Annotated in this window: 2 pseudogenes; both read right to left on the reverse strand. The window is 75.8% G+C overall.

Annotation, left to right across the window (positions count from 1 at the left end):
* Positions 1-519, reverse strand: a pseudogene (locus Y694_RS22045) (HupE/UreJ family protein); the annotation flags it as partial.
* Positions 516-831, reverse strand: a pseudogene (locus tag Y694_RS25170) (hypothetical protein); the annotation flags it as partial. The pseudogenes Y694_RS22045 and Y694_RS25170, both read right to left, overlap by 4 nt.

Consider the following 831-nt stretch of genomic DNA (forward strand, 5'->3'; position numbering starts at 1 on the left):
CAGCCGCAGCGGCGTGCCGCCCGGCGTCAAGCTGCGCAGCGGGCCGGTCGGTTGGCCCTGGGCGTCGAGCACGACCAGCAGGCCGCGATGCGTCGGGTCGGTGTCGCGGAACAGGCCATAGTCCAGCGCGGGTGCGCCGGCCGCCGCGCAGTCGCTGGCGTAGTGCAGCAGCGCGTACACGCCGTCGGCCTTGCGGTCCAGCGCCAGGCCCGGCAGCGCGCGCAGGTGGCAGCGTCCGTCGTCCAGGCGCAGCCGGTCGGCCACGTGGCCGGCGATGTCGGCCTCGCGCGTTCGCACCTCGCCCCAGCTCAGCTGGCCATCGGCGTTGGCGTCGAGCTCGAGCACGGTGTCGAGGTCGCGCAGCGCCACGTCGACCTGCAGTGCCAGCTTGCCGTGCGCATCGACGCCGGCGCGCAGGTAGGCGTCGCTGGCCTGGTGGGCTGAGGCGAGCAGCGGCACACCCAGGACCGACAGCCCCACCAGCAGCGCGCGCAGCCTGCGCATCGGTGCGCCGGTCATTGCGCGTTCCCGGCGGATGCCGGCTCCAGCCGCGCATCGCGCAGGCCGATCTGCCGCGCCAGCGCCACCACCTCGGTCTGCGCCGCCGCGTCGCCGGCGGCCGTGGCGGCGCGCTGCATCACCACGAAGTCGATCGCCTCGCGCTGCGATTTCAGGTTCAGGCGCGCCAGCGCCAGCGCGCGCGTAGGTGCCGCCTCGACGTCGAGAGCGAAGCGCGCCCGCTCGCGCGCATGGACCGCGACCGCCTCCGGTCGCAGGCCGGCCTGCGCATAGCGTGCGGCGACCGTGCCCTGCAGGCGGGCCGCATCGGCG

The organism is Methylibium sp. T29-B, assembly GCF_000576225.1.
Taxonomy (GTDB): Bacteria; Pseudomonadota; Gammaproteobacteria; order Burkholderiales; family Burkholderiaceae_C; genus Methylibium; species Methylibium petroleiphilum.